24 protein-coding genes, 1 tRNA gene and 2 pseudogenes are annotated in these 24,565 nt (G+C 69.1%); 14 read left to right on the top strand and 13 right to left on the bottom strand.

Features of this window, described 5'->3' with window-relative positions:
* The first annotated feature begins 10 nt into the window (after nt 1-10).
* From RIN75_RS41295 to RIN75_RS44335, 6 genes and pseudogenes are all read left to right on the top strand, one after another.
* Nucleotides 11-991, top strand: a complete 981-nt coding sequence (locus tag RIN75_RS41295; protein WP_309117566.1) for a DNA cytosine methyltransferase — start codon at nt 11-13, stop codon at nt 989-991.
* Entirely contained in the window at nt 988-1,521 is a 534-nt protein-coding gene (locus RIN75_RS41290; RefSeq protein ID WP_309117565.1) for a VUT family protein, read from the top strand. Before RIN75_RS41295 ends, RIN75_RS41290 begins: the two co-directional genes overlap by 4 nt.
* A 253-nt stretch (nt 1,522-1,774) precedes the next feature.
* A complete protein-coding gene (locus tag RIN75_RS41285; RefSeq protein ID WP_309117564.1) occupies nt 1,775-2,287 on the top strand; it encodes a hypothetical protein in 513 nt (170 codons plus the stop codon).
* Nucleotides 2,284-2,688, top strand: coding sequence for a helix-turn-helix domain-containing protein (locus RIN75_RS41280; RefSeq protein WP_309117563.1), 405 nt, complete (start codon nt 2,284-2,286; stop codon nt 2,686-2,688). Before RIN75_RS41285 ends, RIN75_RS41280 begins: the two co-directional genes overlap by 4 nt.
* A 105-nt stretch (nt 2,689-2,793) precedes the next feature.
* The gene (locus RIN75_RS41275; RefSeq protein ID WP_309117562.1) at nt 2,794-3,960 is read left to right on the top strand and encodes a site-specific integrase; all 1,167 of its coding nucleotides are present in this window, start codon (nt 2,794-2,796) and stop codon (nt 3,958-3,960) included.
* Nucleotides 3,957-5,053 (top strand): annotated as a pseudogene (locus RIN75_RS44335) (DUF4192 domain-containing protein). The gene RIN75_RS41275 and the pseudogene RIN75_RS44335 overlap by 4 nt, the downstream one beginning before the upstream one ends.
* Before the next feature lie 1,046 nt (nt 5,054-6,099).
* On the opposite strand, the gene RIN75_RS41260 reads toward RIN75_RS44335, so the two are convergent.
* Nucleotides 6,100-6,414: a hypothetical protein gene (locus RIN75_RS41260; RefSeq protein WP_309117559.1), complete on the bottom strand. Its 315-nt coding sequence runs from the start codon at nt 6,412-6,414 to the stop codon at nt 6,100-6,102.
* 136 nt (nt 6,415-6,550) lie between these two features.
* On the opposite strand from RIN75_RS41260, the gene RIN75_RS41255 reads away from it, so the two are divergent.
* The 3 genes from RIN75_RS41255 (at nt 6,551) to RIN75_RS41245 (ending at nt 8,992) form a co-directional block, all read left to right on the top strand.
* On the top strand, nt 6,551-7,114 hold the full coding sequence (locus RIN75_RS41255; RefSeq protein WP_309117558.1) for a DUF4365 domain-containing protein: 564 nt from the start codon (nt 6,551-6,553) through the stop codon (nt 7,112-7,114).
* Nucleotides 7,111-8,451, top strand: coding sequence for a hypothetical protein (locus RIN75_RS41250; RefSeq protein ID WP_309117557.1), 1,341 nt, complete (start codon nt 7,111-7,113; stop codon nt 8,449-8,451). Before RIN75_RS41255 ends, RIN75_RS41250 begins: the two co-directional genes overlap by 4 nt.
* A gap of 370 nt (nt 8,452-8,821) precedes the next feature.
* The gene (locus RIN75_RS41245) at nt 8,822-8,992 is read left to right on the top strand and encodes a hypothetical protein (protein WP_309117556.1); all 171 of its coding nucleotides are present in this window, start codon (nt 8,822-8,824) and stop codon (nt 8,990-8,992) included.
* Between the two features lie 844 nt (nt 8,993-9,836).
* Here RIN75_RS41245 and RIN75_RS41240 read toward each other — a convergent pair.
* The 12 genes and pseudogenes from RIN75_RS41240 to RIN75_RS41185 all read right to left on the bottom strand — a co-directional run bounded on the left by RIN75_RS41240 (nt 9,837) and on the right by RIN75_RS41185 (nt 19,890).
* Nucleotides 9,837-10,445: a hypothetical protein gene (locus tag RIN75_RS41240; protein ID WP_309117555.1), complete on the bottom strand. Its 609-nt coding sequence runs from the start codon at nt 10,443-10,445 to the stop codon at nt 9,837-9,839.
* A complete protein-coding gene (locus tag RIN75_RS41235) occupies nt 10,442-12,343 on the bottom strand; it encodes a DEAD/DEAH box helicase family protein (RefSeq protein ID WP_309117554.1) in 1,902 nt (633 codons plus the stop codon). Before RIN75_RS41235 ends, RIN75_RS41240 begins: the two co-directional genes overlap by 4 nt.
* 317 nt (nt 12,344-12,660) lie before the next feature.
* Nucleotides 12,661-12,915, bottom strand: a pseudogene (locus RIN75_RS41230) (hypothetical protein); the annotation flags it as partial.
* A 56-nt stretch (nt 12,916-12,971) separates the two neighbouring features.
* Entirely contained in the window at nt 12,972-13,100 is a 129-nt protein-coding gene (locus RIN75_RS41225; protein ID WP_309117553.1) for a hypothetical protein, read from the bottom strand.
* 423 nt (nt 13,101-13,523) lie between these two features.
* A tRNA-Pro gene (locus RIN75_RS41220) sits at nt 13,524-13,597 on the bottom strand.
* 172 nt (nt 13,598-13,769) lie between these two features.
* Entirely contained in the window at nt 13,770-14,897 is a 1,128-nt protein-coding gene (locus RIN75_RS41215; RefSeq protein WP_309117552.1) for a histidine kinase, read from the bottom strand.
* Complete coding sequence (locus RIN75_RS41210) at nt 14,879-15,553, bottom strand: response regulator transcription factor (RefSeq protein WP_309117551.1); 675 nt, start codon at nt 15,551-15,553, stop codon at nt 14,879-14,881. Before RIN75_RS41210 ends, RIN75_RS41215 begins: the two co-directional genes overlap by 19 nt.
* Before the next feature lie 21 nt (nt 15,554-15,574).
* Nucleotides 15,575-16,984: a ribosome biogenesis GTPase Der gene (gene der, locus RIN75_RS41205; protein WP_309117550.1), complete on the bottom strand. Its 1,410-nt coding sequence runs from the start codon at nt 16,982-16,984 to the stop codon at nt 15,575-15,577.
* Nucleotides 16,981-17,628 (bottom strand): lysophospholipid acyltransferase family protein, encoded by a 648-nt coding sequence (locus RIN75_RS41200; RefSeq protein WP_309117549.1) that lies wholly within the window; start codon nt 17,626-17,628, stop codon nt 16,981-16,983. The genes der and RIN75_RS41200 overlap by 4 nt, the downstream gene beginning before the upstream one ends.
* Complete coding sequence (gene cmk / locus RIN75_RS41195) at nt 17,625-18,344, bottom strand: (d)CMP kinase (RefSeq protein ID WP_309117548.1); 720 nt, start codon at nt 18,342-18,344, stop codon at nt 17,625-17,627. Before cmk ends, RIN75_RS41200 begins: the two co-directional genes overlap by 4 nt.
* A gap of 66 nt (nt 18,345-18,410) precedes the next feature.
* A complete protein-coding gene (aroH, locus tag RIN75_RS41190; RefSeq protein ID WP_309117547.1) occupies nt 18,411-18,773 on the bottom strand; it encodes a chorismate mutase in 363 nt (120 codons plus the stop codon).
* Nucleotides 18,774-18,783: 10 nt separating this feature from the next.
* Nucleotides 18,784-19,890: a DUF1015 family protein gene (locus RIN75_RS41185; protein ID WP_309117546.1), complete on the bottom strand. Its 1,107-nt coding sequence runs from the start codon at nt 19,888-19,890 to the stop codon at nt 18,784-18,786.
* 18 nt (nt 19,891-19,908) lie between these two features.
* Between RIN75_RS41185 and RIN75_RS41180 the strand changes: the two genes are divergently transcribed.
* The 5 genes from RIN75_RS41180 to RIN75_RS41160 all read left to right on the top strand — a co-directional run bounded on the left by RIN75_RS41180 (nt 19,909) and on the right by RIN75_RS41160 (nt 24,126).
* Nucleotides 19,909-20,388 carry a cation:proton antiporter regulatory subunit gene (locus tag RIN75_RS41180; protein ID WP_309117545.1) on the top strand — a complete coding sequence of 160 codons (480 nt, stop codon included), beginning with the start codon at nt 19,909-19,911 and terminating at the stop codon, nt 20,386-20,388.
* 4 nt (nt 20,389-20,392) lie between these two features.
* The gene (locus RIN75_RS41175) at nt 20,393-21,574 is read left to right on the top strand and encodes a cation:proton antiporter (protein WP_309117544.1); all 1,182 of its coding nucleotides are present in this window, start codon (nt 20,393-20,395) and stop codon (nt 21,572-21,574) included.
* Between the two features lie 115 nt (nt 21,575-21,689).
* Nucleotides 21,690-22,874, top strand: coding sequence for a S8 family serine peptidase (locus tag RIN75_RS41170; protein WP_309117543.1), 1,185 nt, complete (start codon nt 21,690-21,692; stop codon nt 22,872-22,874).
* Between the two features lies 1 nt (nt 22,875).
* On the top strand, nt 22,876-23,088 hold the full coding sequence (locus tag RIN75_RS41165; protein WP_309117542.1) for a hypothetical protein: 213 nt from the start codon (nt 22,876-22,878) through the stop codon (nt 23,086-23,088).
* Between the two features lie 60 nt (nt 23,089-23,148).
* Nucleotides 23,149-24,126, top strand: a complete 978-nt coding sequence (locus tag RIN75_RS41160) for a hypothetical protein (RefSeq protein ID WP_309117541.1) — start codon at nt 23,149-23,151, stop codon at nt 24,124-24,126.
* Nucleotides 24,127-24,565: the final 439 nt, after the last annotated feature.

Raw genomic sequence — 24,565 nt, 5'->3', positions numbered from 1 at the left:
CCGCCGAGTCGTGATCCACCACGAAGGCGGCCCACCCAGACTGACATTGGAGCGACAGGACATCTCCGCCGCCGGCAAACGCGCCGGCATCGAGAAAGGCACCCGCAGTGGACTCTGGACCGACATCGTGGCAGCCCTTCGCCTACTACGACCCCGCCTGCTCATCGTGGAAAACGTCGCCGCGCTGCGCTGGCGCAACGGAGGACTCCACCGAGTACTCGCGGACCTGGCCGCGACGGGGTACGACACAACATGGCGTAGCGTCCACGCCAGCGACGTCGGCGCACCCCACCGCCGCGAACGCGTCTTCCTCCTCGCCTGGCCCCAACACACCGCCGCTGCTGCCCACCCCGCGCGCCAGCGACACCGGAACCACCGGACGCAAAGCCGGACACGGCTTCCGTCCACCCCTGTCCCAACAACTCCTGCCCACACCACGCGCGAGCGACTCCACCAGTGGCTCACCCAACTACCGCGACAGCAACGGCAATCCCTCCCTACCCTCAGCTGCCTATGCCCTGCTGCCAACCCCGCGCACCGGCACCAAACGCACCAGCGTCCGACGAGCCCGCCGGCCGGCGGCCCAGGGCGGTCCGGCCGGCGTGAGTCTGGAGCAGGCGTTGGAACTGGCCTGCGGCATCCTGCCCCACGAATTCCACAGCTGGAACGACGTCCCCGAACCGTGGATTTCGGCGGCTACGAACCCGCCATCCAACACTGGGAACACATCCTCGGCCGCCCAGCACCCGACCCCACCACCACCGGACACCGCAACGCCACCGTCCTCAACCCCGCCATCGTCGAATGGATGATGGGCCTACCCGAAGGCTGGATCACCCACCTCCCCCTCCCCCGCACCGCCCAACTCCACGCACTCGGCAACGGCGTCGTCCCTCAACAAGCCACCCACGCCATCGCCCTGCTCCTAGACGACCTCGCCACGCTGCTCGCCGTCCATCCGTCCGCGACCGGGCAGGCGGTGGCGGCATGAAGACCACCGACGACCCAGCCGCACCAACCGGCCCACCGGTCACCGTGCTGCTGACGACGCTGGCCTACCTGGCCTCCGTCTTCGCCGCGAACTGGACCTCCACCCACTGGCCACCTCTGACCGTGACGGGCCTTGTCGTGCCCGCAGGCACCCTGTTCGCCGGAGCCACCCTCGCACTACGCGACCTGATCCACGAAACACTCGGCACCGTCGGCCTCACCGCCGCACTCCTAGCGGGCGCAGCGCTATCCGCTCTACTCGCCTCACCCCGAATCGCCCTCGCCAGCGTCGCGGCGTTCACCCTCTCCGAACTGCTCGACACCGCCGTCTACGCCCGACTCCGCAGACGTTCCCGCCCTGCCGCCCTTGTCGCCTCGAATCTCGTCGGGCTGGTCGTCGACAGCGCGGTGTTCGTCCCGCTCGCCTTCGCCACCCTCACCGCGCTGCCGGGCCAGTTGGTGGGCAAGACCGCCGCCACCCTGCTCGCTCTCGCCGCCCTCTGCACCGCCCGCCGAGTACGACGGCGATGAAGCTCTACCTCGGCACCCACCAACCGTCCTGGCTCGGCCGCAACCTCGGCATCCCCCTGCTCGTCTCCCACCGCCGCCTCACCGGCCGCAGAACCTTCCCGCGCGCCACCACCCCTGGGCCCTGGACTCCGGCGGCTTCACCGAACTCTCCCTCCACGGCCACTGGCAAACCGACGCCGCCACCTACGCCCAGGCCGTCCGCCGCTACGCCACCGAAATCGACAACCTTGACTGGGCCGCACCCCAGGACTGGATGTGCGAACCCCACGTCCGCGCACGCACCGGCCTCAGCCTCCACACCCACCAACACCGCACCGTCACCAACTACCGACAACTCCGCGACCTCGCACCCGAACTACCGATCATCCCCGTCCTACAAGGACAATCCCCCGGCGACTACCACCGCTGCGCCGACCTCTACGAACACCACGGCATCGACCTCGCCGCACTCCCACTGGTCGGCGTCGGCAGCGTCTGCCGCCGCCAACACACCCGCGAAGTCGAACAAATCATGCGGTCCCTCACCGCACGCGGCTACCGCCTCCACGGCTTCGGCATCAAACTCACCGGCCTCGCCCGCTACGCCGACACCATCACCAGCTCCGACTCCCTCTCCTGGAGCTTCACTGGCCGCCACCAACCCGGCTGCACCCCCACCCACCGCAGCGAAGCCAACTGCCTGCGCTTCGCCCTCGCCTGGCACCACCGCGCCACCCACACCCTCCCACCACCACACCACACCGAAACCCTTGCGAGCGCAGCATGACCACACCGCGACGCGCACCCAGCCGCCTACGCCCCCGTCCCCCGCAACCGCCGACACCAACCCGCACCACCACACCGGTGGCTTCCACCATCACCGAGCCGAAGCACGAGACGCCATCCCGGCCCACCGAGCCCGAAGACACCACCCCCACCGCGCCGAACAACACCGACGCCGACGAGCCGATCCTCTACACCCCCGAACAAGCAGCAGCCCTACTCCAGGTCCGGCCCTCCTGGCTGCGCCGCCGAGCCGCCGCCCGCGCCGTCCCCTGCCGCTTCCTCGGAAAACACCTCCGCTTCACCCGCCAGGACCTCCTGGAAATCGCAACGGCAAGCCACCAGCCACCCCGAGCAAACCAAGGCCCTGTAATCCGATCCGGCAATACACGACGACGCGCTTGACCACCCCGCGAACACAATGCATCCATATGTTCGTCAACACCGACGGCAACCGAAAGACCTCCGACGATGGCATACTCAGAACGGTCCGGGAGAAACTCCTGGCGGGTGCGCTACGAACGCGACGACGGCACGTTGGGATCAGTTTCCGGATTCCCCGATAAAGAAGCCGCCGACGCCGAGGCCGACCGCATCAACACCGAACGTCAGCTCGGCCGACAGTACGACCCCGCGGCCGGCCAGACCGAGTTCGGCGAGTGGGTCGAACCCTGGTTCGACTCCATCGACGTCGCCCCCACCACCCTGGCCCAATACCGCAGCCTGGCGAAGAATCACATCGTCCCCCGCTGGGCCGGCGTACCGTTCGACGACATCGGCAACCTCGCCGCCCACACCTGGGCCGCCCAACTCCGCGCCCGAGGTCTCGCCGACAGCACGGTCAAGACCATCATGAAGCTGCTCAACATGATGCTCGCCGACGCCGCCGACGAAGGCATCATCCCCATCAACCCCATCCGCCCCCGCCGCCGAGGACGACGCCGCCACCAACGCCGCCCCGAGACCGTCTGGGCCACCCCCGAACACGTCCTCCGCATCGCCATCCAAGCCGCCGCCCTCGCCGGCGAGTGGGCCGCGATCCTCATCATCAGCGCCGCCTACACCGGCGCACGCTGGGGCGAACTCCTCGGACTCCAACGCGGCAACATCCACCTAGGCGACGGCTGCTTCACCATCGACCCTGACATCGGCGCCCTCCACGAGATCAACGGCCAGTTCGAACTCGGCCCGCCCAAGACCGCCGAGTCCGCCCGCACGGTCACCCTTCCGCCGTTCCTGGTCGAGATGTGGCGCTACGCCCTCACCCTGCATGACCACCCCCACCTCTTCGTCACGCCCGAACTCCAACACCCTCGACGCTCCAACTTCTCCCGCCGCGCCATGCGCCCCGCCGCCGACGGCAACCACCACCGCCAAGACCCACCCATCCGCGTCCACCCCGTCAAACCCCGCCTGACCTTCCACGGCCTACGCCACAGCCACAACACCTGGCTCATCGCCGACGGCATCCCCGACGTCGGCCGCGCCCGCCGCCTCGGCCACAAACTCCCCGACAAAATCCAAGAAATCTACGCCCACGTCGCACCCGAAATCGAAACCAAAATCCTCAACGTCCTCCAACACCGCTGGACAACCGCACTCACCAACCTCGGAACACTCGACCTCGCCGCCAACCGCCCCGCACCCGGCCGTCTCCTCGGCCTACCCGCGGCATGACACCCCATGCGCAACACCTCCGGCCGCGCATCCAACGCACCGGCAGGTTCACCACGTGCCATGACGCCGCCCAGGCATCCATCGACCCGAGACGAGGGGCCACGGTGAGCACCAACGACTACGAACAGGTCTCCGACCCGGGGGATTTCATCGCCGCCATACCGCACCTTCTGGGCTTCCACCCTGCCGACTCACTGGTACTAGTCGTCACGAACTACGACACCGGCGTCGTCACCAGGGCCCTCCGAACCGACCTCCCTCCAACTGTCGATGAAGTCGAGTTCGTGGAGCACCTGGTCGAAGGAGTGCACCCGGTGCCGGCGGACACCCTCCACCTCGTCGCGGTCGTGACAGGTCCACAGGGACGTCAGTCGGTGGAGCCGCCGTTCAAGCCGCTCCTGCACAAACTGGTCCGGCGACTGAGAGAAGGTGGCATCACCGTCGGTTCCGTCAACTGGGCCGCAGCAACCACCGTCGGCGCACAATGGCGCGCCTACGAGGCGACAGAGCACGGCGTCCTACCCGACCAAACTCCACCGTGTTCGCCGCGAAATGCGCCTACGCAGGACTGATCGCTTACGCCAGCCGCGAAGACGTGGCGCGATCCGTCGCACCACACGCCACCCCCGAGATCTTGCACACACGGGCGAAGCGCCTCGACGACCTCCTCCGGGACAACCTCAAGACGAACGCGCACTTGATCTACGACGCGATCACACACGCACAGCGCAACGAGTTGCACCTCCGCGAAGACGAGATCATCGAGATGGGATGGAACCTCACCTTGCACAACATCCGCGACAGGCTTCTCAAGCTCTGCACCGGCAAGAGGTCGAGGACAGCTCAGCAAGTGTTGGCTCACCTTGATGCGCGAGCTACCCGCGCCCTGGCGCGCCGAAACCTCAGCCTGTTCGCGATCTGCGCATACACGCAAGGCGACGGCCCACTCGCCGCAGCCGCGCTGGACAACGCCCTGGATAGCGACCCGTCCCACGGCCTATCCGCACTGACCAACGGCTTCCTCCGAGGCGGCATGACACCGGAGGAGTTCCGGGGTGTTCTCCAGCGGCTCCAGTACCCGCCCGACCTCTGATGTGATCGGGTTCCCGCTGACGATCTCCGCGCTGGCCCGGGAACGGTCACCGTCTGAGGCAACCACAGCAGGGGCAATCCGTCATAGGCTGATGAGGCAACATCCACCACGAACTCGGATCGCTAGCGTCACCAGGATCCACCCGGCGAACCGCGGCCCGGACACATTGCCATCTGGGACGAGACCCCGGTAACGCACGCGACACCACGACCGTCCTTCCTACGACCAGGACCCCACCTTCAACGACACCTCCAACGGCACCACTGCCCGTCTAGCCGCCGCGAACAGCGTCGCCGGTTCATCGCCTTGTGCCGAATTCCGCGCGCTGCGGAGATCGACAGGCTCGTGACCCGTGCGGGTGAGGGGTTGTTTGTGGTGTACCGGGTCGGCACTTACCGTCGGGGAGTCGTCACAGCGATCGCCGCGGCGTGCCAGCGCGGGTTGAAGCAGCAGTTCGGTTGCCGGTTTGCCGTGAAAGGCGAAAGACCGCTCATGATCGACACGGTCAGTGCCACTGCTGCCACACCTTCCATCGTGGCGTCCGCGTTGTGGTGGTAAACGACCCCCTGCCGTCGATGCCGACGGCCGCAATATCGAGCGCCGCGCCCGGATTATCGCCGCGAGCGACAGGCTCACCGACGCCGTGCTGGCCCACCTCGCCGCCGCCGGGGTCGCTGCGGTGCCCGACCAGGTCCGTGTCGATTCGGACGCAAGGGACGACCCCCAGGTGATGGCGATCCGTGTTGGTGACCGGGTCGTGCCGATCCCGCCGCGACCACGCTGCGGATCTACCCGGCACAGGACAACATCGCGTGAAACGGACCGCCCCAAGCCGAGGTCAACCTGGAGCCCGGCCCTGACCGCTGGGTAGGGGCGCCGCAGATCGCCGACGTACTCCGCGTGCACTGCACCTGACCTCCTAGGCTTCCGGAGTTGGGGCAGCGCCGACGACCTACGCGAACTTCGCGACCAACTCGCCGCCGCTCGACCGGACGAGGACCCCGACCACGAGCGGTGACGAGCAAGCACCCGCCAGCGCGTGGTGTTCACCGCGCGTGGAGCAAGGCCTCCCATAGCTCGCGGAGCAGGCGCCGGTCGGCTACCGGGAGCGTGAACGCGCCGACCTGCTCCATCACGGCAATTTCCGCAGCGGCGCGAAAGACGTTGAGGTAGTCGTCGCGCGTCCGGTCGAACCGCTCGTAGAGCGCCGTGTGGACAGCTCCGAGCGTGGCGGCGTGACGTTCGCGAACCAGGGTGCGCAGGGGCACCAGGTGGTCGGGCGTCCTCACCATCGACACCCCTTGGGCGAAGCGGATCGCCGCGTCGGGCATCCGACGGGCCTCATCGATCAGGTCGGCCATGACCACTAAGCGTAACCAGGTGTACCCGCAAATCACGGGCTCGCTTCCCCCGATCGAGTGGTTGAGCCGGAGGAAGGGGGTCGATGGATCTTGACTCCGCCTAATGTGCAGCCGTCCGGATGCCAGGAGGGGGCCTATGGTGTATGACGACGACACCGGAGCTTCGGTACCCCGGATTCGGGATGGTGGGCTTACGCCATCCGCACGCCAGGAACAGTTCAGCCTAGGCTTCCTGCGGATGATCGCTGCCGCTGCGGGGTGTTCAGTCAATGAACACGCGACCGACTATGACGGCGTCGATGTCACCATTGCGGCGTCGGCCGACTACCTGACGTGGTACTGCCCCTCGATCGACGTCCAGCTCAAGTGCACCACCCAGCACAGGCTGCTTCGAGACGATCATCTGGCGTGGCCGATGGAGCGGGACCCCTTCCTCAAACTCATCAACCCGAAGCGCTTCAACGGGGCGCTCCTGGGGGTGCTGCTCGTTCCGGAGAACCACGACGGTTGGCTGGACTTGAGCGACGAGGGCCTGGTCAGCGCGAGTCGGATGTACTGGGAGCACTCCAGCAAGCTCGGGTCCATCGAGGAGGGGCGGGCCAGCAAGACAGTTCACTTACCGCGCAGTAACCTCTTCGATGTCGAGAGTTTGAAGGGCATCATGCAGAGGATCGGCGACGGCGAGGGAGGTTCGTGGTGAGCAGCCCCACAGTCGACAGTTACCGCGAACTGGCCGCCGCGTTGAACCCGACCACCGTCCAGCAGTACCTCGCCGCCAACGACTGGGAGTTGGAGTCCCAGGTCCCGGACGTGCGAGAAATCTGGCGGCTGGCGGGCGACAGAGCCCGGATCATGCTTCCTCTCGCCACCGACTACGTCGACTTCGACTTGCGTTTTAGCGACACGCTGAAGGCCCTGGCGACCGTCTACGCCTGGGACCCGGACCACCTCGCCGAACGCATCACAGCCACTCGCGCGGACCTGTTCTTCGTCCGGTTCGACCAGGAGATGATCGACGGCACGATCCCGTTCCGGCAGGCCGAGGAAGCGCTCGACGGTGTCTTCCAGATGATGAAGGCCGCCGCGACGACCGCCTGGGACCCGACCCACTCACACCGCGGGCGGCGTGCTGACGTCGTCAACCACTTCCTCGAGGATGATGTCCGGCTCGGCCATACCAAGCGCGGCAGCTTCGTGTTCACCGTTGTCACTCGGCTCGGCGATCCGCTTCCCTCGAAGGACGACGGCACCGCTCAGGTCGCGTTCCCGCGCCAGGTCACGACCACTCTCGCCCGAGGCCTCGGCGCCGCCCGGGACCTCGCCGCCCACTGGGACGAGAGGGCGCTCGACAACGCCGCCGAACTCGGGCTGAGCGCCAGCCTCGTCGAGTCGATGGTCAACCTGACCGAGCCTGACACCCTGCGCACGTTGGACCTGTCGTTCGGCTGGGCCAGCGCCGAGCCGCGCCCGGACGTCCCGTCCTCGGTCATCGTCAACCGCGACATCATGGCGGGCTTGCCGCGGGTCCGGGAACGGCTGACCCGTCGTGAAGAGCCCCCGCGCCGGGAGACCCTGGTCGGAAGAGTTCGCTCGCTCAATCGCGAGGAGGTCGGCGAAGAGGAACCGGACGCCACCACGATCGTGCTGTCGGCCGACGTCAAAGGTCGGTCGCGCAAGGTCCACATCCCACTCAGCGGTACCGACTACGACCACGCGATCCTCGCCCACCGCAACCGCCTCCCGCTGATCGTCACCGGCGACCTGGTCTTCCAAGGCCGATCCTGGAACCTCACCGGCGACATCACGGTGGACGCCCGCTACGTCCAGGACTTCCTGAGCCGGGAACAGGCGCACGAAAGCAGCCTGGGGCCCCAGCACGTGACCTACCTCGAAGAGGCGGCGGGCCAGGCCTACGGCACGTTCGACGTGCCTGACGAGGACCCCGTCCCTCCCCATCCTGTGATCCAGACCCGGGAGTCCCACCACGACCGCCTCGACCCGGCTGAGAACGAAGATCAGCGCGGCGGCCGGTCCTGAGCACCGCCAAAAGCCGGACGCGGCAGCGGAATTCGAGACCCGCTTGGGCCGTGTGTCGGAACACAAGTCCGGTCGGTTCTCTGCCAGCAAGGGCGGCCAGTGCCCGTCGAGAGCAGTCGATCGTCGACGCAGGGTAGGCCGGATGCACGCCAAGATCGATCTGAGGCGATGGCCGGGTCGCGTTGACAGTGGTACGACGCCGACCGTGACAAGATCGCCTCGGTGGTGCAGCGATGGTTCGACCGCGACTGGTGTGTCGACGGCCCCTGCGCGCCGTGGACCTCATCCCCGGCGCCAGGCTGCTGGACGACGCCGTCACCCAGTCCTACGCCCGGGTCGATGCCGACCTCACCGCCCGGCACCGTGGACGGTGCTGCAGCTCGGGCCGCGCCGGTTGTGGGACGAGGTAGTCGCCGCCTACGACTGGTGGCACGAGGTCGGCGAGCCCGGCCGGGAGCGGTTCTGCCTCACCGTGCTGGCCGATACCGGCGAGCACCAAGTGTGGCTGGACGACTCGGCCAAGATCGTCCAGGTCATCTGACCGACCAAGCCGTGGACAGCTGCGCGCCTTGCTCACCGCATCGGCGTGCGGGGCGCGCAGCTATTGCGGCCAGGCTATGCGTAGCACGTACTGAGGTCGTCGTAGCGGCTGCGTGTCTTAGACGGCCCCGCACCGCGTCGCCACGTGGACGGCTGCCGGCCGCGGAACGTTTCACCGGCGCGGATGCGCCCGGTTTCGGCCATGATGTCGGCGCACTGCTGGTGGCCCCAGCCATCACGGACGCGGCCCAACGCCGCGCCTTGCCCGTAGGATCGGCTGCACGCCGCACAGGTTCCTCCGGTCTTCGCGTAGACCCGCACACGGCTCTGGGAATCTCCCTGCTGCCGCGAGCCTGTGCCCTGATCCAGCCCGGCGGTCCTGCCGCGGTCCACCGCGCCAGTGGAGCCGATCCTCCGCCGCCGACCCGGCTTCCGAGAACGCTGCGGCTTCCCGCCCTTGTCGGTCCGGCTCGCCGTTGCACCGGGCTGCCGGGTCTTGGCGGGTGACGGTGCCGTTCCCTGGTGGTCAAGAGGCTCCTGTACGAGCGACCGGGGGTGGTGCGGAGGTTCGTGCCCGGCTGGGCGTCCGCACCGCTCCCCGGCGGCGAGCATCCAGTGGTCACACACGGCGTGCATGCGGCGCACCATAGGGCCACCCGCTCCTTCCGAGCGTCGGCCAGCGCTGTACACCACCCGAAGCGATGACCGCGGCAGGCGCTGCTGCGGGCACTGGGGGGGCGTTGCGGCGTTTGAGGGCGCGGCGCTCGTCTTTCGCGTACGGGCCGGAAGCCCGCGGAGTGAGCGCCCGTGCCACCTGCACCCCTGCGCCCGCACCGCAGATGCTGTCAGTCTTCCTCACTCAACAACTTGATCAGTTGCGCGAGTTCGTCAGCGTTGAGTTTGCGTCGAAGCGCACGGGCAGCCGACTCCGGACGCGAGATGGGGATGCTGACCGTCCGAGCGCGGAATCCAGCCTGGATCATGGCGGCATTCGCGCTGAGATGACCAGCGATCACCTGCTGGTGCAGTTCAGGAGCGTCCCGACTAAGTCGCCGCAGAGCGGCAGCCTGTGTGGCACTCACCGATAGGGTGACCCCGCCCTCTGGCATCTCGGAGCCGCCTTGAGGCACAGGACTCCTGCGGGGATCGTCCTTGCTGCCGTCAAGTGCCTCGTTAAGCAGATCCAGCGCCGTCTGATCGTCAGCGATCAGACGACGAACGAGATCAACGGTCGCTCCTAGACCCTTGAGCGGTGGAGTGGTGACGAAGTCGAGGAAGTCGGCGTGGGTAACGTGTTCACCTCGTACGGTCTCGAACTCACGCCACGCCTGCTCCTCCAGCACCCTGCGCAGCAGCGCCGGCGTGTGGGTCAAACCGTGCCCGCCTCGATCCACGGTGGATGACAACGCGTCGATCAGTCCACCGCGGGCTCGAAGCGGGCTCGACTCGGTCACGTGATCTCCTTCAGCCACCGAAGGGCGAAGGCCACCCCTGCATCCAGTTGCTTGATGTTGGCAGCGGCCCGCGTCCTGACACCCATGTTTTCGTTGATCTTGCCTTGGACGATCGCGTGCTGCATCCCCGTCACGATGCCGATCCGGCGCGAGAGCCGGCTCAGCTCATCCCGTCGGATCTTCTTCAGACGGAAAGCTGGAGTACCTGGAGCGGCGGCGGCTGGCGCCGGTCGTTCGATGGTGACCTTCGCCTGGGGGACACCGAGTTGTTCGCGCACCATACGCCGCATGGACGAGAGGGCGGTGGTGGGGAACCCGTACTGTTGGAGCATCCGATGCGCGTACTCGTTCTCCTCCGGCGTGTACTCCTCGCCGCCGTGGATTGCCCGGTCGAACTTCGGGTCGGACGCCGCGATCGGAATTCGAGCGAACAGCTCCAGGACCTGCTGTCCTTCGGTGTTCTCGTCGGAGTTCTTGTCGAACTCCTCCTGCTCCAGGTTCAGCTCATGCTGGATCTCCTTCTCGACCTGAGCAGCCATGATGCGCAGCGGGCTGATGGCCGGGGCGAAGATCAACGCGGGGTGTTCTTCGTCGGGCTTGCGACGGACGAACCGGCCGACTGCCTGCCGGAAGAACATCTCCGTCTTGGTCTGCGTGGCGTACACGCCCACCGCCAGTCGCGGTACGTCGACGCCTTCCGACACCATCCTCACCGCGACCAACCAGCGGTTCCGACTCTTGGAGTACGCCTCGATCCGAGCGTTCGCCTCCGGACCGTCCTCGCTGAGCACCACGGTTGGCATCTCGCCGGTGATGTCCTTGAGCATGTCGGCGTAGGCGCGAGCCTGAGCCCCGCGGTAGGCGATCACCAGGCCGCCCGCGTTGGGCACTTCGGCGCGCAGGTCCTTCAAGGCATCGTCGGCGTGTACCAGCAACTTGCGCATCCACCCGGTGTTGGGCTCCAGCGCGGTCTCCAGCGCGGCGGACCTGTCACTCTTCTGCAACTCGGCGGAGAGGTTCGCGGACGACGTCACGCTGTCCGACCCCATCCACTTCATCTCGCCGTCGTAGAAGTGGAAGTCGACCTGTCGACAGACCTGGTCCCGGATGGCGCGACCGTAGCCGTAGGTGAAGTCTGCCCTGGACTTCCCGTCAGCGCCGTAGGTGACGAAGGGGATCTTGTTGTTGTCCGACCTGAAGGGGGTGCCGGACATCGTCAGGCGCCGCTGAGCCGATTCGAAGGCGGACTCGATGGCGCTCCCCCATGCCTTCTCTTCACCGGCATGGTGGATCTCGTCGAGGATGACCAGGGTCCTTCGGCGTCCGCAACCGAGTCGATGCAGGTGAGGGGTGGAGGCGACCTGCGCGTAGGTCAGAGCGGCGCCTTGGTAGTCGGAGTGGTTCTCCAAGCCGTCGGCGTTCTTCGTGGACGGGTCGAGGGCGATTCCGCAGGCGTGGGCGCTGTTGGCCCACTGAACCTTGAGGTGTTCGGTGGGCACCACGACCACGATCCGTGCGACCTCGCCAGCGACGAGGAGTTCGTGTGCTACGCGCAGGGCAAAGGTGGTCTTACCGGCACCTGGGGTGGCGACGGCGAGGAAGTCCTTTTGGTTACGGCTCAGGTACGCATTCAGTGCCTCCCGCTGCCATTCACGCAGCTCGGCGCCGGTCCACTCCGCCAACTTGGCTCCCTTGATCCGGTTACACGGCGGACATAAAGCCCAGCCGTTAGTCACATCCGTAGGGCCTCCCCCGGCCCACGGTCGGCCGTGGTCACCGTGCCACCCCGGTTCCAACTCGGTGCCGCAGCGTTCGCAGTGGCCCCCGGCCGCCAGGTAGAGCGCCACGCGCTCGGTCGAGTTGAACCGCCGCCGCGGATCGCGGGCGTCCTCCTCCATGGCGGTCCCTCCTCTACCTCCGGGTTCCGACTGTCCGACAAGCCTGCCAGAGGGGTACGACAATCTCGGGGACACGCGCTCGCAACACACGCCTCTGCTCGCTGCGCGACCAACTGGGAGCGGTCGGCGACGAGGCGGGTCGGTGTGTGGCGTGGCGGCCGAGCGCTGATGCGACGTTCATGATGCAGTCGATGAACCTTCCTCAGGTTTACGGCGCTCCGCCGATCCCTTGTCCGAGTCGACCGCCCCTCCGCCGAGGGCTCGACGTCACGAGGGGCCGATGCCGATCATGGTCGGGTTGTCAGTCAGAGCAGGCACGGGTCCGCGACGTTGAGCGCCAGCGTCACCGCGCTCGCGAAGACCAAGAGCCTTCGGGCGGGTCGGACCTGATCAGTTCCGGCGCCGGCAAGTGCCAAATGTCGTGTTGCGAGGAGCACTCCGAGTGCGGAGAGGTCAACGGCGGGCGCCACTAGCGGCGCCACCCAGGGAGGGACGCCAAGTCGCAGCGCCAGGCTGAGGACGTTTCCGAACCCGAAGATGAAGGTGAGCGCGACAACTGTCCCGATGATCAAGGTTACGGTCCGAACGACGCGGTCGTCGCCGCTCTCGCTCCGACGGGGTGAAGTGGTCACTGGAACTGCCCGCCAGGCTCGGCGACCTCGAAGCGGCCCTCGATGACAAGGCGGCCGGGTGAAAGCCGCTGGTCGGCCGTGCGCAGGTCTGCGTGGTGTCCTGCCGAGAATTCGAACCTGCGCACCCAGTGGCATCACCGCACGTCTCGGCCCTGACCGCAGCGAGGAAGCGTGGCAGGACAGACGTAGGAATTAGGACCGAGGTGCCATAGCGCAGCGACCGACGGTCTACGCCCGGACGCGTCGGTTCCGGCCGGACGGAGGCAACACCGGCAGGTTGGGGCTGGCTTGGATCGTTCGGCGCAGGTTGCCTGCGGTTCACGCGAACGGGTGGTTGTTGGGAGCAGTTGGCCGGATTCACCCGTTCGGGACGACCCCATTTGGCCCTGGTCAAAGATCTGGAGCGACTCGCTCCTGATTTCGCTCCTAATCAGCGTTCACCAAGATCGCAATGTTACCGTTTCGCGACCAAGTTAAGATCCACATCGCAACGTGAAAAAGCCCGCTGACCTGGGTTATACCCAGAGCCAGCGGGCTCCTTCAGACCGTCGGGACGACAGGATTTGAACCTGCGACCCCTTGACCCCCAGTCAAGTGCGCTACCAAACTGCGCCACGTCCCGGCCGCACCTCCCGTTGTGGGGTGCGCGGATAGCTTAGCGCACCCACAACGGGCCCCCGACAGCGGCCCCCCGGTTGTGGATCTGGGAGGGGTGCGCAGAGGTCCGCGGGTGGGCGGACCTCTGCGGGTTCCCCTCGGTCTGACCCTGTTTCCCCCGGATCGACGCCTGCCAACTATGCGTTCGCCGGGTTTCGTGCACTACCGCCGAAAGTCGAGTCATCTGTGTCAACTTTCGACGGACGGGTCAGGGGGAGGGTCGCCGTCAGGTCGAAGCCGCCGTCGTCGCGGCGGGTGGTGGTCAGGGTGCCGCCTACCAGGCTCACGCGCTCCGACAAGCCCACCAAGCCCTTGCCGCCGCCTGGGGACGGGTTCGGCGCGGGGGTGGTGGGGTGGCCGTTGGTGACCTTGATGGTGAGGGTGTTGTCGGTGTCGAGGATGCGGACTTGGACGGGGGCACCCGGGGCGTGCTTCGTGACGTTGGTCAGGGCCTCCTGGATCACGCGGAACGCTGCCCTGCTGATCGAAGGTGGGATGGGGGTGGTTGAGCGGTCGTCCAGGCGGATGGTCAGGCCGGCGGCTCGGGCTCGGTCCACCAAGGCCGGGATGGAGGCGTAGGTCTGCGGTGGGTCGGTGTTGAGGAGGCCCAGCGCTGTGCGCATCTCGGAGAGGGATTCCTTGGCCAGGGAGCGGAGGCGGTTGGCGGTTTCGCGGGTTGCCTCGTCGGTGGTGGTGGCGGCCAGGGCGGCTGATTCGACGGCTATGAGGGTGGCGTGGTGGCCTACCGCGTCGTGGATCTCGCGGGCGATCCGGGCTCGTTCCGACGCCCGTGCGGACTGCTCGCGGGCCTCCAGCTCGGCGGCTCGGGCGGATTTGGTGGCTTCGAGGCTCGTCGTCAGGTCCTGGCGGGTCGTGATCAGGGCGCCCAGGGCTGCTGGAGCGCCGGACATGAAGAGGGTGAAGGAGTAGGTGAGGAGGACCGCGCCCAGGGTCAGGGTTTGGGTGGCGACCACGAGGGTGGCGGGCAGGACTGTGGTCAACGTCACCGAGAGGGCGATCACCCGTAGGGAGGAGGTTCGGCCGATTCGGTACAGGGCTACGACGGTGGGAGGCCAGCCCAGGCCGCCCAGGAGGGCTGGTAGGCAGAAGAGCAAAGAAACCAGGGGCCGGCGGCGGCGGAGTGGGAGCAGGGCGCAGGCGGCAAGGGCTGTGGGGATGGACCAGGTGTAGGGGATCTGGTCGGACAGCAAGACCATGGCGGCGGGGATCGCCACGGCCAGGGCTTCTATGACGATGATGACCACGTACCACCCACCTGGTGCGCGACCAGCGCTGCCTGGACGCGGTTCTCCACGCCGAGCTTGGTCAGGACCGTGGAGACGTAACTCTTGACCGTGGCCTCGCTCAGGCCCAGCTCGCCGGCGATGGTGCTGTTGGACTGCCCGTTGGCGATCAGGGCCAGGACCTGGCGTTCGCGGGCGCTCAGGGCGCTGAGGTGCGGGTTGTCGCGTAGGCGACCTGCGCCGCGGAGCTTCGGGAGCAGGCGGGCGGTGATTCGGGGGTCCAACACCGCGCCGCCGGAGGACAGGTCGACGACCGCGCGGATCAACGCGTCTGGTTCGGCGTCCTTGAGGAGGAAGCCCTGTGCGCCCAGGTCCAGCGCGGTGGTTACGTAGTCGTCCAGGTCGAACGTCGTCAGGACGGCCACTGCGGGCGGGTTTGACCAGGCCAGCAGAGCCCGTAGGGCGGACAGGCCGTCCATGCCCGGCATCTGCACGTCCACCAGCGCCACGTCGGGCCGATGTCGGCGCACGGCGTCCAGGAGACCCGCCCCGTCCGCCGCCTCCCCCACGACCTCGACCCGACCGTCCACCTCCAGCAGCACCCGCAGACCCCGCCGCAGCAGCGGCTCGTCGTCCGCGAGGACCAATCGCACCGGCACGCCGTCAGGCAACCGCATTCCGCATGCCGGGGCAACCGATCACTTCCGCGGCTTCTTCTCCCGCACCCGCACCGAGATCCGCACCGGGCTGCCCTGGAAGCCGAACTCCTCGCGCAGCTTGCGCTCGATGAACCGCCGGTACCCGGCCTCCAGGAAGCCGGTCGTGAACAGCACGAACGTCGGCGGCCGGGTGCCCGCCTGGGTGGCGAACAGCACCTTCGGCTGCTTGCCGCCGCGCACCGGCGGCGGGGTGGCCGCGATCAGGTCGTTGAGCCACGAGTTCAGCCGTCCGGTGGGCACCCGGGTGTCCCACGAGGTCAACGCGGTGCGCAGGGCGGGCGCGAGCTTGCGCACGGCCCGGCCGGTCAGCGCGGAGATGTTGATCCGCTCCGCCCACGGCACCCGCACCAGGCCGCGTTCCAGCTCGCGCACCATGGCGTGCCGCCGGTCCTCGTCGACCAGGTCCCACTTGTTGAACGCCAGCACGCACGCGCGCCCGGACTCCACGACCATGGTCAGCACCCGCAGGTCCTGCTCGCTGATCGGCTCGGACGCGTCCAGCAGCACGATCGCCACCTCGGCGGACTCGATGGCCGCCTTGGTGCGCAGCGACGCGTAGTACTCGGCGCCGGAGGCGAAGTTCACCCGCTTGCGCAGGCCCGCCGTGTCGACGAACCGCCACACCTCGTCGTCCAGCTCGACCAGCGAGTCGACCGGGTCCACGGTGGTGCCCGCGACCGAGTCGACCACCGACCGCTCCTCGCCGGTCAGGCGGTTGAGCAGGGACGACTTGCCCACGTTCGGCCGCCCGACCAGCGCCACCCGCCGCGGACCGCCGGCACCGGACGCGAAAGTCTCGCGCGGCGTCTCGGGCAGCGCCTCCAGGATGCGGTCGAGCATGTCGCCGGACCCGCGGCCGTGCAGGCCGGACACCGGGATCGGCTCGCCCAGCCCCAGCGACCACAGCGCCGCCACGTCGCCCATCAGCCGCTCGTCGTCGACCTTGTTGGCCACCAGCAGCACGGGCCGCTTGGACTTGCGCAGCACGCGCACCGCGGCCTCGTCGGTGGTCGTCGCGCCGACGGTCGCGTCCACCACGAACAGGATCGCGTCGGCGGTCGACATGGCGAGCTCCGCCTGCGCGGCGACCGAGGCGTACATGCCGGTGGCGTCGGGCTCCCAGCCGCCGGTGTCCACCACGGTGAACTTCCGGCCGCTCCACAGCGCGTCGTACGCCACCCGGTCGCGGGTCACGCCCGGCACGTCCTGCACGACCGCCTCTCGGCGGCCGATGATCCGGTTGACCAGCGTCGACTTGCCCACGTTCGGCCGGCCGACCACGGCCAGCACGGGCTGCGGGACGCCGCCCTCCTCGTCACCGTCGATCGACTCGTCGTCGAACGCGGTCCACTCGGACTCGTCCGCCCAGGTGCCGTCCAAGTCCGTCATCGCGCTTCTCCACTCCGCCTGCTGTCCAGCTCGGCCACCAGCGTGGCCAAGCGGTCGCGGACCTGCTCGGTGGCCTTCTCCAGCGCCTGCCGACCCTTGTCGGAAGGCAGCTCGAAGGGCTCACCCACCAGCACGTCCACCACCGGTCGGAACCTTCGCCCGGTCCCGGTTGGGCGCAGGGTGCCCCGCGTGGCGACCGGCACGACCACCGCACCGGTCGTCCGCGCCAGCCACGCCGCGCCCTGCTGCGCCTGCGCCACGTCGCCCGCGCCGCGCGTGCCCTCGGGGAACACCCCGACGACACCGCCTTCGCGCAAGACCTTTTGCGCCGCGAGCAGCGGCGCGCGGTCGGGTTCGCCGCGGCGGACGGCCAGCTGGCCGATCCGGCGCAGGCCCCACCCGGCGAAGCCGCGGAACATCTCCTGCTTGATCAAGAAGACCACACGACGGGGCAGTACGCCGAACAGGATAGGCCCGTCCACCATCGAGCTGTGGTTCGCGACGACCACCACCGGCCCGCGCCGGGGGAACCGGTCCCGCCCCGAGACCCGCAGCCGGAACGCCCACGCGAACGGCCCCCGTGCGATCCACCGGCCGACGTCGGTCAGCCAGGGCCACCCCTCCGGGGGCAGCGCGCCGCTCACCCACCCACCGCCACGACCCGCAGCCCGCGCTGCTCGACCAGGTCGACCAGGGCCGCGACGACGCCGGGGAGGTCCAGCGGGGTGGTGTCCAGCTCGACCGCGTCCTCGGCCGGCCGCAACGGCGACACCTGGCGCGACGAGTCGTAGGCGTCCCGCCGCTGCACGTCGGCCAGGACCGCGTCCACGTTCGCCGCGCGCCCGGAGGCGTTGTCCTGCTTGGTCCGCCGCTGGGCACGCGCCTCCGCGTCGGCGGTCAGGTACACCTTCAGCTCGGCCTGGGGAGCGACCACGGTCCCGATGTCCCGGCCTTCCACGACGATCCCGCCCGCGCTCTCCAGCGCGTCCGCGATGATCGCCCGCTGGTGCTCGACCAGCAGCTCGCGCACCTGCGCGACCGCGGACACCGGCGACACGGCCAGCGTCACCTCGGGTCCCCGGATCTCGGCGCCGACGTCCACCCCGTCGAGCAACGTGGTCGAGTTGTCCGGGTCGTCGGTCTGGGTGAGCTTCACCGCCCGCGCGACCTCGACGACCCGCTGCTCGTCGGTCGGGTCGACCCCCGCGCGCAGCACGGCCAGCGTGATCGCCCGGTACATCGCCCCGGTGTCCAGGTAGCGGGCACGCAGGGTGGCCGCGAGTCGGCGCGCGGCGGAGGACTTGCCGGTGCCGGAAGGCCCGTCGAGGGCCACCACGCCACGCAGCTCACCGTGTCCCACCGGGGGTCTCCTCACTCGAACGGGCCGGCAACCCCCCAATTGTGCCTGGTGCGGCACATCACACCCTTACCGGCTCAGGTCGGTGCGCAACCCGGCCGCGCCACGCAGGTAGACGTGCTTGACCGACGCACGCGGCAAGTCCGTCTCGACATGCGCCAGCAGCCGGATCACCCGCGGCATCGCCCCAGGCACATCGATCTCCGTAGCCGACAGCAGCGGCACGTCCGCCAGCCCGGCCATCCGCGCCGCATAAGCGGGGAACTCCGACACCACATCGGGTGTCGCGGTCAGGACCACGCTGATCAGGTCTTCCGCCGTCAGCCCGTTGCGCTCCAGCACCTCGCGGACCAGCTCGGCCGTGGCCTCCAGCACCTGGTCCCGCTCGTCCGCCTCGATCTGGGTCGCGCCGCGAATCGCCCTCACCGCCATGGCCCCGAGACTAGGTCAGGTCGGCCAACAGCAGTCCAGAACGCGGCTTCGGCGTGAAATACGTACTCTTCCGGGGCATCCGCCCACCCGCCGCGTGCACGGCGAGAACGTCCTCCAACGGCACCGGAGCGATCAACAGCACAGCATCCGCATCGACCAACGCACCGGCCGTCACAGGCCGAACCAGCGGGCTCTCCGAGTCCAAGCCCAACGCCTTCTCCAGCAGGTCCGACTCGACGAACGCGTGATCGACACCCGATGACGGCAGCACCACACGCAACGCCCGCGCCCCCGACACCGCGACCACCACCCCGGGCGACGGCCGGGCGGAGACATCGGCCCACTCCACGCACAACCCCAACGCACGCCAAGCCGTCGCCAGGTCCTCCAACGACAACCCGGTCCCCACCAACGCCCGGTGGATCGGCCCCACCCGCACGTCCGGACCGGCCGTGACCAGCGCCAACAACCCCGGCAACCCGGCCGCCGCAGCCGCCGCCACCCGGTGGTTCCCATCGGCGACCATCAACGGGTGCGCGCCGGCAGCGGCCAGCAACGCCTCCTGACGCGGACCCGGCCCCTCAACCCACAGCCAGTGCCGCCGCCCGCTCGGATCCACCATCGACACGTCCGCCGGCGTGTCGAACGACGCCACCAGCCGGGTCAGCTCGGACGCACCGACCGGCACGAGCAGCGCCGCACTCGTCACGCACCCCAACCCGGACAACACCCGCGCCCGTTCGGCGACCACGTCCGGATACACCTCCTCCGTGTGCCCGACCGCCGCCGGATCGGCCATGCACAACAGCCCGTAGGCAGTCCCGTCCGGACCATCCACCCGATAAGGCGCAACCACGTCCTCCACCCGCCGATAAGCCGTCCGGCACAGGTGGGCGAGTTCGACCTGTGCCCGGGGCAGGGCGTCGACCAGGCTCAACCCGGCGGCCAACGCGTCGGGCGTGCGGTGCGGGTGCTGGACGGCCAGCAGGGTCCGGCCGCGCGACCCCGCCAACGCCTCGACCACCCGCTCCGGCTCGGCGAACTCGTCCACGTCCGGCCCCGGGACGCGGTCCCGCACCACCCAGCCGCTGCGCACGGCCCGTACCCGATCAGTCATCCCACTACTATCGATCTCATGAACGTCGAGGTCACGCCCTTGCCGGGAATCGGCACCCGCCAGGACTTCACGATCCGCGCAGGCCGCCGCGTCGGGGTCATCACCCACCGGGACGGCAAGTTCGAGCTGATCGTGTCCAGCAAGGACGACCCCGACGACTGCGCGGCCTCCATCCCGCTGACCCCGGCGGAGGCGGGCACCCTCGCGGGCCTGCTCGGCGCGCCGCAGCTGGTCGCGCACCTGGAAGAGCAGCACCGGGACGTCGCGGGCATCTCCACCCGGCAGTTCCCGATCGTGCCCGGCTCGACGTTCGACGGCCGCACGCTCGGCGAGACCGAGCTGCGCACCCGCACCGGCTCGTCCATCGTGGCCGTGGTGCGCGCGGGCTCGGTGCACCCGTCGCCGCGCCCGGACTTCGTGTTCACGGGCGGGGACCTGGTGGTCGTGGTCGGCACGGCCGAGGGCCTGGCCAAGACAGCGGACATTCTGGACGGCTGAGCACTTGCACAACACAGCGATCGCACTGGTCCAGCTCGGCGCCGTCTTCTTCGGACTCGGCCTGCTCGGGAAGATGGCCTGGCGGATCGGCATCTCGCCGATCCCCCTCTACCTGATCGGCGGCCTGGCGTTCGGTCAGGGCGGGCTCGTCCCGCTGCACGGCATCGAGGACTTCACGCACATCGCCGGCGAGATCGGCGTCATCCTCCTGCTGCTCCTGCTCGGCCTGGAGTACTCGGCGGCCGAGTTGATGACCGGCCTCAAGCGGTCGTGGCTGGCCGGTGTCGTGGACATCGTGCTCAACGCGGCCCCCGGCGCCATCGCGGCGCTGATCCTCGGCTGGGGACCGGTCGGCGCGCTCGCGATGGCGGGCGTCACCTACATCTCCTCGTCGGGGATTATCGCCAAGGTGCTCGGCGACCTGGGCCGGCTGGGCAACCGGGAGACCCCGGTCGTGCTGTCCGTGCTGGTCTTCGAGGACCTGGCGATGGCGGTCTACCTGCCGATCCTGACCGCCGTGCTGGCGGGCGTGAGCTTCCTGGGCGGGCTGAGCGCGGTCGGCATCTCGCTGCTCGCGATCACCGTCGTTTTGATCATCGCCCTCCGCTTCGGCAAGTACGTGTCCGCGCTGGTGGACAGCCCGGACCCCGAGGTCTTCCTGCTCAAGGTGCTCGGCGCGGCGCTGCTCGTGGCGGGCGTGGCGGCGCAGTTGCAGGTGTCGGCGGCGGTGGGGGCGTTCCTGCTCGGAATCGCGATCTCCGGGTCGACGGCGGAGAACGCGACGCGAATGCTGGAACCGCTGCGCGATCTTTTCGCCGCGATGTTCTTCGTCGTCTTCGGGCTCAACACCGACCCGGCCTCGATTCCACCCGTATTGGCATTGGCCATCGTCCTGGCGGTCGTCACGACGTTGACCAAGGTGGCCACCGGCTGGTGGGCCGCCAAGCGGCAGGGCATCGGCCGGCTGGGGCGCGCCCGGGCGGGTGCGGCGCTGGTCGCACGGGGTGAGTTCTCGATCGTCATCGCGTCGCTGGCGGTCGCGTCTGGCGGTGTGGACGGCGAACTGGCGGCCCTCGCGACGGCTTACGTGTTGTTGATGGCGGTCTTCGGACCGGTCGCGGCGCGGGTCGTCGAACCACTCGCGAAATTCACCCGAAAGCGTGGCACGGAACCGGCGACGGCTTGATCTGTATCTCAATCACACATCGGTTCTCCCGTAAGGCATAAGCACCCACGAACGGCCGCTTGAGCCCGAGCGCGTCGCGGGGTTACACCTGACTGCCCAACCCAAGGGGGTCGTCATGCCAGAACCGACCGACACCACGACCGGCCGCTACCTCGTCCTGATCGACGAGGGGTCGGCCGCCGCGGGCGCCCGGGAGCTGTCGTCCGTGGCCGGCATCCGCACCGCGAGCACGCTCGAGGGTGCGACCGCCGAGTCGCTGGGGACCGTCGACGGCGTCATCTACTCGAACCTCGGCGTCGCCGTGGTCAACGCGCAGCCCGACCAGGTGAACGCGCTGGCCGCGGCCGTCGAGGCACCGGGTCCCATCGCGCTGGTCGAACCCGAGCGCGTCGTGCAGGCCCTCGCCGCGCCCGCGCAGGAGAACGTGACCGCGGCCGTGGACGAGTCCGTGTTCACGTGGGGCCTGCAGGCCGTAGGCGCGAACATCAGCACCGCCACCGGCAAGGGCGTCCGCCTCGCCGTCCTGGACACCGGCTTCACCGTGAACCACCCGGACTTCGCCGGCCGCACGGTGCTCACCCAGTCGTTCATCGCCGGCGAGACCGTGGACGACGCGCACGGCCACGGCACGCACTGCATCGGCTCCGCCGCGGGTCCGCGCAAGCCCGCGTCCGGCGGTCCGGGCTACGGCGTGGCCTACGAGGCCGACATCTACGCGGGCAAGGTGCTGTCCAACGCGGGCTTCGGCTCGGACGGCGGCATCCTGGCCGGCATCGACTGGGCGCTCAACAACGGGTGCGCGGTCATCTCCATGTCCCTGGGCTCGGCCGTCCGGCCCGGCACCCCGTACTCGCAGGTCTACGAGACGGTCGGCCGGCGCGCCCTGTCCAAGGGCACCCTGATCATCGCCGCGGCGGGCAACGAGAGCCGGCGGCCGGACAAGATCGCCCCGGTCGGCCACCCGGCGAACTGCCCGTCCATCCTGGCCGTGGGGGCCATCGACGACCAGCGGGCGGTGGCGTTCTTCTCGTGCGGCACGGTCGACACCGTGGGCCAGGTCGACGTGGTCGCGCCCGGCGTGAACGTGTACTCCAGTTGGAACGGCAAGTCCGGCGACTCCCTGCACAAGCGCATCCAGGGCACCAGCATGGCGACCCCGCACGTGGCGGGCGTGGCCGCGCTGATGGCCCAGCAGCACAACGCGCGCGGCTGGGAGCTGTGGGCACGCCTGATGCAGTCCGCCCGCCGGTTGGGCGTGCCCGCCACCGACGCGGGAGCGGGCCTCGTGCAGGCGCCCTGACGTGGTCCCCGTCGCGGTCACCGTCGCCGACGGTATTGCTCCCTCGACCGTCGTCCCGGCCCTGGAACGGGCCGGGATGGCGGTCGACCGCGTCCTGGACGCGCTCGGCGTGGTGACCGGGACGGTGCCCGCGGAGGGCGTGTTCGCGCTGCGCGAGGTGCCCGGCGTGGTGCACGTCGAACGGCAGCGGCAGGTGGGACTACCAGGGGTTTGAACCGACCACCTCGGGTAACCGGTTCGGTGAGACGAACCACTCCCCCGAGGAGGTCGAACGATGAACGCCCTGCTCGCCGTGCAGACGGCGCAGGCCCAAGGCATCGGTGAGGCCACCGGTGACGCCTTGCGGTCCGTGGTGACGTTCCTGCCGAAACTGGTCGGTTTCCTGCTGGTGCTGGTGATCGGGTGGATCGTCGCCCGCGTCCTCCGCGCCGCGGTGAACAAGGTGCTGGAACGCGTCCACTTCGACCGCGCCGTGCAGCGCGGCGGCATCGGTGACGCCTTGGCCCGGTCCCGGTTCGACGCGTCGGGCCTGGTCGCGCAGATCGTGTACTACGCGGTGCTGCTGATCGCGTTGCAGATCGCGTTCGGGCTGTTCGGGTCGAACCCGGTGAGCAACCTGCTGACCGAGATCGTGGCGTGGCTGCCGCGGGCGATCGTCGCGATCGTGATCGTCGTGGTGGCGGCGGCCATCGCGACCGCCGTGAAGGACATCGTGTCGCGCGCCCTGGGCGGCCTGTCCTACGGGCGGATGGTGGCCAACGTCGCGTCGTGGTTCATCATCGGCCTCGGCGTGATCGCGGCCCTGAACCAGATGGGCATCGCGACCACCGTCACCATGCCGATCCTGATCACGCTCCTGGCGACCATCGGCGGCATCGCCGTCGTGGGTGTCGGCGGCGGCCTGGTCAGGCCCATGCAGCAGCGCTGGGAGGGCTGGCTGACCAAGGCGGAGAACGAGGTCCCGCAGGCGAAGGCCCAGGCCGAGGCCTACCAGCGCGGCCGCGAGGACATGCGCCGGACGGCCGAGACCCCGACCCAGCAGGTCCCCCGCCCGACCGAGACCCCGGCCCACGCGGCCTCCCGCTCGGGCGCGTCCACGCCGGGCGCTTCCGGCGCCCCTGGCACCCCGGTCACCCCTGGCACCCCGACCGGCGGCCAGCAGACGCCCACCCAGAACATGCCCACGCCTCCGGCCGGGTCTCCGGTCCAGCCCCAACCGCGACCCGGCCAGTACCCGCCGCCGACGCAGTAACCGGTGGCGCCGAACCGGGGCGGTGGGCCAGTCACCGCCCCGGTTCCGCCACGCCCACGACCGACCACGCCCACGACCGACCACGCCCACGACCGGCCACCCCACCGTGCCGACCAGCCACCCGACCCGCGCCACGAGCCACCCTGGCCCGCCCACCAGCCGGCCCGCCGCGCCACCAACCACCCCGCCCCGCCCCGCCCCACCAGCCCGGCCCGCCGCGCCCAGCGGGCAGTTCGCCGTTGCGAGCGGGCAGTCCGCCGAGTGGACACACCTCAACTTGGGCTTCTTGCTTGTGTCATCCCCGTATGGCCCGCCCGAAGGGCAATGCCGCTTACTTAAGTGGCAGGATGATCGGCTGGTTGGACGTGTGCGGCCGCTTGAGGGCCAAGGGTCGGGTGGGCGGACTGGGTGGATAAGGTGATGGCGTGGTCTTTGCCTC

Source organism: Saccharothrix sp. (genome assembly GCF_031180885.1).
Taxonomy (GTDB): Bacteria; Actinomycetota; Actinomycetes; order Mycobacteriales; family Pseudonocardiaceae; genus Actinosynnema.
This window is presented reverse-complemented; position numbering and strand designations above follow the sequence as displayed.

Coding starts and splice junctions, on each gene's coding strand:
- RIN75_RS41290 (WP_309117565.1), top strand. CDS start 988: ATGAAGACCACCGACGACCCAGCCGCACCAACCGGCCCACCGGTCACC.
- RIN75_RS41185 (WP_309117546.1), bottom strand. CDS start 19,890: ATGACTGATCGGGTACGGGCCGTGCGCAGCGGCTGGGTGGTGCGGGAC.
- RIN75_RS41260 (WP_309117559.1), bottom strand. CDS start 6,414: ATGGCCGACCTGATCGATGAGGCCCGTCGGATGCCCGACGCGGCGATC.
- RIN75_RS41180 (WP_309117545.1), top strand. CDS start 19,909: ATGAACGTCGAGGTCACGCCCTTGCCGGGAATCGGCACCCGCCAGGAC.
- der (WP_309117550.1), bottom strand. CDS start 16,984: ATGACGGACTTGGACGGCACCTGGGCGGACGAGTCCGAGTGGACCGCG.
- RIN75_RS41255 (WP_309117558.1), top strand. CDS start 6,551: ATGGTGTATGACGACGACACCGGAGCTTCGGTACCCCGGATTCGGGAT.
- RIN75_RS41235 (WP_309117554.1), bottom strand. CDS start 12,343: ATGGAGGAGGACGCCCGCGATCCGCGGCGGCGGTTCAACTCGACCGAG.
- RIN75_RS41285 (WP_309117564.1), top strand. CDS start 1,775: ATGTGCGAACCCCACGTCCGCGCACGCACCGGCCTCAGCCTCCACACC.
- RIN75_RS41280 (WP_309117563.1), top strand. CDS start 2,284: ATGACCACACCGCGACGCGCACCCAGCCGCCTACGCCCCCGTCCCCCG.
- RIN75_RS41160 (WP_309117541.1), top strand. CDS start 23,149: ATGAACGCCCTGCTCGCCGTGCAGACGGCGCAGGCCCAAGGCATCGGT.
- RIN75_RS41210 (WP_309117551.1), bottom strand. CDS start 15,553: ATGCGGTTGCCTGACGGCGTGCCGGTGCGATTGGTCCTCGCGGACGAC.
- aroH (WP_309117547.1), bottom strand. CDS start 18,773: ATGGCGGTGAGGGCGATTCGCGGCGCGACCCAGATCGAGGCGGACGAG.
- RIN75_RS41170 (WP_309117543.1), top strand. CDS start 21,690: ATGCCAGAACCGACCGACACCACGACCGGCCGCTACCTCGTCCTGATC.